Here is a 6,007-nt window from a genome sequence, read left to right as displayed (position 1 = left end):
GGGAGCCGGATTTGAACCGACGACCTTCGGGTTATGAGCCCGACGAGCTACCAGACTGCTCCATCCCGCGTCTGTGGGGCGGATTCTACAGCGATACGCGGGGCTGTCAAACGTTAATTTCAAAAAAAGTCTTCTGCTTCAATTGGTTAGGCATTAAATAGGGTCGTTTAATCGTCTACAGCCCCTATAGGACAAGGGGTGTGGCGCAATTAGATACATTTCACTCCGGTCACAAAAATAAAGGCAAGGTTGAGAGCGCTGCATTTGTCGGCTCACCGAACACTACTGGTGCTATATACAGTTATCGGTGACATACTGGCGTTCTGTTTTACCTACATCCTGAAGAACCATGCCTGACATAACGCAGCGCAAAATCATCCACGTCGACTGTGACTGTTTCTATGCCGCTATTGAGATGCGCGATAACCCGAGCCTAGCGAACAAGCCCATGGCGGTCGGCGGCTCGGCTGACCGGCGCGGTGTGATCTCGACGTGTAACTATGAAGCGCGTGCGTACGGCGTGCGTTCGGCGATGGCATCCCGGCATGCACTCAAGCTGTGCCCGGATCTGATCATCGTGAATGGCCGGATGGATGCTTATAAAGAGGCGTCAAAAGAAATCCACGGCATTTTGCGCGATTACACCGAACTCATAGAGCCGCTGTCGTTGGATGAGGCGTATCTGGATGTCTCTGACAGCCCGCATTTCGGTGGCAGCGCCACGCGTATTGCTCAGGACATTCGGCGGCGGGTGTCGAATCAATTGCACATCACGGTTTCGGCGGGAGTAGCGCCGAACAAGTTTCTGGCGAAAATCGCCAGTGACTGGAAAAAGCCCAACGGTTTATTTGTGATCACTCCGGATCAGGTCGAAGACTTTGTCTCGGCGCTGCCGGTCAACAAACTGCACGGTGTGGGCAAGGTGACAGCGGACAAGTTAGGGCGCCTGGGTATTGAGACCTGTCAGGACCTGCGCGACTGGAACAAATTGGCGCTGGTGCGTGAATTTGGCAGTTTTGGCGAGCGTTTGTGGGGGCTGGCACGTGGGATTGATGATCGCCTGGTGCAAAGTGACAGCCGACGCCAATCTGTCAGTGTTGAAAATACCTACGACACGGATTTACCTGATCTGGCCGCGTGCCTGGACAAACTGCCCGAACTTCTCGACACCTTGAACGGGCGTATCGCCAGAATCGACAGCAGCTATCGCCCCGGCAAGCCCTTCGTCAAAGTCAAATTCCACGACTTTACCCAAACCACCCTGGAGCAGTCCGGAGCGGGGCGCGATCTTGAGAGTTATCAAGGGTTAATGAGTCAGGCGTTTGCACGCGGTGCCAAGCCCGTCCGATTGTTGGGGCTTGGCGTGCGTTTGCATGATTTGAGTACCGGGCATGAGCAACTGGAGTTGTTTGCCAGGCACCCGTAGAGGCGCTTTAGCTAACCCCGGGGTCTGCCACCAGTCGACCGGCGTTCTTGGTCAGCGACTGCAAAAACTCACGCTGCAACTCAGGGTCGTTGCGCGTCAGTTCAATCAGGCTTTGCTCCAGTTCACTGGCTTCTTCTTCAAGGCCCAGTTCTGACAAGCGCTTGACCCGATGTACCCATTGGTTGACGTCGTCACCCTCAAGGTCGTCGTAGATCAAGTTGTGCGCTTCGAGCAATTTGCCACGCAAATTACTGCTGATCGACAGAGTTGAGTCGGAATGCGCTTCGTCCTGAGCATCTTCGACCGTGATGGTCAATTTGCTCACGCGATTCAAGTCTTGCTCGGCAAACGGGCTGTCGAGCAAATTGAGGCGCAACACGCCGTTACGGTCCGTGGTCATTTCATGGCTTTGCTTGCCAGCACTGACGATGACCGGGCGTTCTGCCCACGGCAAGCTTGAGTACTCCATACGCTTGTCGCGCTGGATCTCTTCAATGCCGGCCAGGTTCTGCTCGGCGCGGCCGTGAGATTGCACGTTCATCGCCGGGTTGAGGCCGTCGACGCCGTAAGTGATCCAGTCTTTGGTCACGCTGTCAGGCAATTGCCCGAACATGAACACGTTCAGCACATTTGCACCCACACCGGCCACAACCGCGACCGCGCCCAGCGGCATCTCATAGATTTTGCGCCAGGGTTGGTAGGGGGTGTAACGGTCGTAATGACGGGTGACATCGAATTCAGTGACCTCAAAGGTCTTTTGTTCATTGATGCGCACACGGCGTTGCGGCAACTCCATGGCAGCCGGCGAACCGACGTCTATGTGCAGGGTGTGGGCGAGCAGTTTGCGCTCAATGCGCTCTTCATGCTCGCTGCGTTGTGACATGTGATTGGCGCAGCCGCTCAACAACAGGGCGCCGCATATGGCGGCGCCCGTCAAGGTACTTCGATTGAACATGACGTCTCTATGTGGGTTCAGCGACGGATACGTGCCTGAAGGAAAGCCAGGGCGTCAGCAACGGGCAGGGCTTGTGGCTCTGCTTCGGTGCGGCTCTTGTATTCCAGGTTGCCTTCGGCCAGGCCACGGTCACTGACGACGATCCGGTGCGGAATACCGATCAGTTCCATGTCTGCGAACTTGATGCCCGGGCTGGTTTTTTTGTCACGGTCATCCAGCAGCACTTCAAAACCTGCGGCGGTCAACTCTGCATACAGCTTGTCGGTGGCTTCACGCACGGCGTCGGTTTCGTAGCGCAGCGGCACAAGGGCGATCTGGAACGGTGCCAGGGCATCGCTCCAGATAATGCCGCGCTCGTCGTTGTTCTGCTCGATGGCTGCCGCTACCACGCGAGAAACGCCAATGCCGTAGCAACCCATGGTCAGGGTCACAGGCTTGCCGTTTTCGCCCAGTACCTGGCACTTCATCGCTTCGCTGTACTTGGTACCCAGCTGGAAGATGTGGCCCACTTCGATGCCGCGTTTGATTTCCAGCGTGCCTTTACCGTCCGGGCTTGGGTCGCCAGCGACCACGTTGCGCAGGTCGGCAACGGTAGGTACAGGCAAATCACGCTCCCAGTTCACGCCGAAGTAGTGCTTGTCGTCGATATTGGCGCCGACCGCAAAGTCGCTCATCAGTTCGACCGAACGGTCGATGATGCAAGGCAGTGGCAGGTTCAGCGGGCCCAGGGAACCAGCGCCAGCGCCGATGGCGTCACGCAGTTCAGCGTCCGAAGCCATGGCCAGTGGGCTGGCCACCAGTGGATGGTTGCCCGCCTTGATTTCGTTCAGGTCGTGGTCGCCACGGATCACCAGGGCGATCAGCTTGCCTTCTTCAGCAGCGTGAACGATCAGGGTCTTGACGGTTTTTTCGATTGGCAGGTTGTAGCCTTCTACCAATTGAACAATGGTCTTGGCGTCAGGCGTATCGACCAGGCGCAGCTCTTCAGACGCTGGCGCACGGGAGGTTTCGGCTGGAACAGCTTCGGCCTTTTCGATGTTGGCTGCGTATTCAGAGCCATTGCTGAACACGATATCGTCTTCGCCGGACTCGGCCAGTACGTGGAATTCGTGTGAACCCGCGCCACCGATGGAGCCGTTGTCCGCTTCTACCGGACGGAACTTCAGGCCCAGGCGAGTGAACACGTTGCAGTAAGCCTGGTGCATGCGGTCATAAGTGACCTGCAGCGATGCCTGGTCGGCGTGGAACGAATAGGCGTCCTTCATGATGAACTCGCGGCCACGCATCAAGCCGAAGCGCGGGCGAATTTCGTCACGGAACTTGGTCTGGATCTGGTACAGGTTGATCGGCAACTGCTTGTAGCTGTTCAGCTCGTTGCGGCACAGATCGGTGATGACTTCTTCGTGGGTCGGGCCCACGCAGAACTCGCGACCGTGGCGATCTTTAAGGCGCAGCAGCTCCGGGCCGTACTCTTCCCAGCGACCGGACTCTTGCCACAGTTCAGCCGGTTGAATGCTCGGCATCAGCACTTCCAGAGCGCCAGCAGCGTTCATTTCTTCGCGAACAATGGCTTCGGCCTTGCGCATGATCCGCAAGCCCATGGGCAGCCAGGTGTACAGGCCCGAGGCCAGTTTGCGAATCATGCCGGCGCGCAGCATCAGCTGGTGGCTGATAACGACCGCGTCCGAAGGCGTTTCTTTCTGTGTGGCGAGCAAATATTGACTGGTGCGCATGGGTAGTCGTTGCCGTTGCTGATGACTAAATTTGACTGGCCATTGTACGGGCGAGATTTGATTGCGTACAGACCGGGGGAGGGAGGCAGGCTCCCTCCGCTCAATCGGCGCGTTTGTCGAGGTCTACCGTGGGGTTGAGGCGGGCTTTACGGGTTTCCTGGTACCAGTGCAGGCTTATCAGCAGCAGGGTCGGGATGCCCATGATGGCGGTGATGATAAAGAAGTTGTGGTAACCGAACTTCTCGACCATGACCCCGGAGTAGCCGCCCATCAAACGCGGGAGCAGCAGCATGATCGAGCTGAGCAATGCGTATTGGGTGGCAGAGAACTTGAGGTTGGTCAGGCTCGAGAGGTAGGCAACAAACGCAGAAGTGGCGAGGCCGGAGCTGAAGTTGTCGAGCGAAATCGTGACAATCAGCATCTGCAGGTTCGGGCCCATGTCGGCCAGCAGCATAAACAGCAGGTTGGTTGCGGCGGACGCGGCCCCGCCAATCAACAGGATCGGCAAAATGCCGAAACGTACGATCAGCAGTCCGCCCATGCCTGCACCGAACAGGGTCATGAACAGGCCGAAAATCTTGCTGACACCGGCGATCTGGTCCTTGGTAAAGCCCTGATCGATATAAAACACGTTGGCCATCACGCCCATGACCGTGTCAGACATGCGATAGGTGGCAATCAGCCCAAGCAGCAAGAGTGCCTGCCAGCGATACCGCACAATAAAGTCGTTGACCGGCGTCAGCACGGGGGCGAGCCCGCGTCGCCCCATGGTGGACAGGCACAACCCGGTCAGCAGGATATAAAGGATGGCGCGCAAAAAGGCGCGGTCTTCCATCAGCAGCGTCATCGGGCTCATGCCCTCAAACAGCACGCCCGCAAAATTGGTGTTGTACAGCTGGGTGAACATCGCCGGGACCGACACCAACAGCACAATCAGCACGAACACCGAGGCCAGTTGATGGGCGAAGCTATAGCGGCCTACTGAAAGCTGAGTGCGCAAGGTGACCGGCGGTTCGCGCATGAAAAAGGTGGTCAGCAACGCGGGGATCATCAGCACGCCGAACAGCACATAGGTGCCGGTCCAGGCCGAATGCTTGTAGTTGAAGCCGGTCGAGCCGAAACCCTCAGCAAAAAACAACGCCCCGGCCGTGGCCAGCAGGGCGGCTACGCGGTAACCGGACATGTAACTGGCGGCGAGGGCAGCCTGGCGGCTGTCGTCGGCAATTTCCAGGCGGTAAGCGTCGATCGCGATGTCTTGGGTGGCCGAGGCAAATGACACGATAACGGCAATCGCAATCAGCCATGACAGGTGCTTTTGCGGGTCGCAAAAGCCCATGCCGATCAGGCCCAGAATCACCAAAGTCTGCGACAGCACCAGCCACGAGCGGCGTCTGCCCAGCTTGCCGAGCAATGGCAGGCGCCATTGGTCGAGCAACGGCGACCACACCCATTTAAAGGCATAAGCCAGGCCGATCAGGCTGGCATAACCAATGGTTTCGCGGGCTACACCTGCTTCGCGCAACCACACAGACAGCGTTGAAAACACCAGCATGTACGGCAAACCGGCGGCGAAACCGAGCAACAACAGCACAAGGGTTGAGGGGCTGGAATAGGCAGCTAGCGCTTCGCGCCAGGTTTTACGGGGCATGGACTCGAGTCTGCCTCTGATTGCGGAAACAAAGGGCGCACTCTAACCGCAGTGCTCTATCTGGCGCCAGCCATGGCGTCGTATATCCACACGATTATTAACAATGCTTAATCCTTCGCCGCGCAGACGCGCTCGCTGTTCATCACCGCTAGGGCTGCCCGCTGGCAAGCTGATCCTGCCGCCTGCGGCCAACACCCGATGCCAGGGCAGGCGGGTGTCTTCGGGGAGCTGGCTCAGCGTGCGGC

The 6,007-nt window shown here is 57.8% G+C and carries 5 protein-coding genes; 1 reads left to right on the top strand and 4 read right to left on the bottom strand.

All coding sequences use genetic code 11. The features are described from left to right. The first annotated feature begins 349 nt into the window (after positions 1-349). A complete protein-coding gene (gene dinB, locus GHO41_RS28250; protein WP_153333458.1) occupies positions 350-1,426 on the top strand; it encodes a DNA polymerase IV in 1,077 nt (358 codons plus the stop codon). Between the two features lie 7 nt (positions 1,427-1,433). On the opposite strand, the gene GHO41_RS28245 is transcribed toward dinB, so the two are convergent. The 4 genes from GHO41_RS28245 to GHO41_RS28230 form a co-directional block, all read right to left on the bottom strand. After that, positions 1,434-2,381, bottom strand: coding sequence for a hypothetical protein (locus GHO41_RS28245; protein ID WP_153335521.1), 948 nt, complete (start codon positions 2,379-2,381; stop codon positions 1,434-1,436). A gap of 17 nt (positions 2,382-2,398) precedes the next feature. Next, on the bottom strand, positions 2,399-4,114 hold the full coding sequence (locus GHO41_RS28240) for a proline--tRNA ligase (protein WP_153435254.1): 1,716 nt from the start codon (positions 4,112-4,114) through the stop codon (positions 2,399-2,401). A 100-nt stretch (positions 4,115-4,214) separates the two neighbouring features. After that, positions 4,215-5,762 (bottom strand): AmpG family muropeptide MFS transporter, encoded by a 1,548-nt coding sequence (locus GHO41_RS28235; RefSeq protein ID WP_153333453.1) that lies wholly within the window; start codon positions 5,760-5,762, stop codon positions 4,215-4,217. Positions 5,763-5,804: 42 nt separating this feature from the next. Continuing rightward, the coding region (locus GHO41_RS28230; RefSeq protein ID WP_178126603.1) for an MGMT family protein at positions 5,805-6,007 on the bottom strand (203 nt) is incomplete at its 5' end.

The organism is Pseudomonas sp. FSL R10-0399, assembly GCF_009600165.1.
GTDB lineage: Bacteria > Pseudomonadota > Gammaproteobacteria > Pseudomonadales > Pseudomonadaceae > Aquipseudomonas > Aquipseudomonas helleri.
The sequence above is the reverse complement of the archived record's forward strand: the minus strand, read 5'-3'. Positions and strand labels throughout refer to the sequence as shown.

Bases quoted from the DNA above. Each gene is read 5' to 3' on its own strand.
- GHO41_RS28235 (WP_153333453.1), bottom strand. From the start codon at position 5,762: ATGCCCCGTAAAACCTGGCGCGAAGCGCTAGCTGCCTATTCCAGCCCC.
- dinB (WP_153333458.1), top strand. From the start codon at position 350: ATGCCTGACATAACGCAGCGCAAAATCATCCACGTCGACTGTGACTGT.
- GHO41_RS28240 (WP_153435254.1), bottom strand. From the start codon at position 4,114: ATGCGCACCAGTCAATATTTGCTCGCCACACAGAAAGAAACGCCTTCG.
- GHO41_RS28245 (WP_153335521.1), bottom strand. From the start codon at position 2,381: ATGTTCAATCGAAGTACCTTGACGGGCGCCGCCATATGCGGCGCCCTG.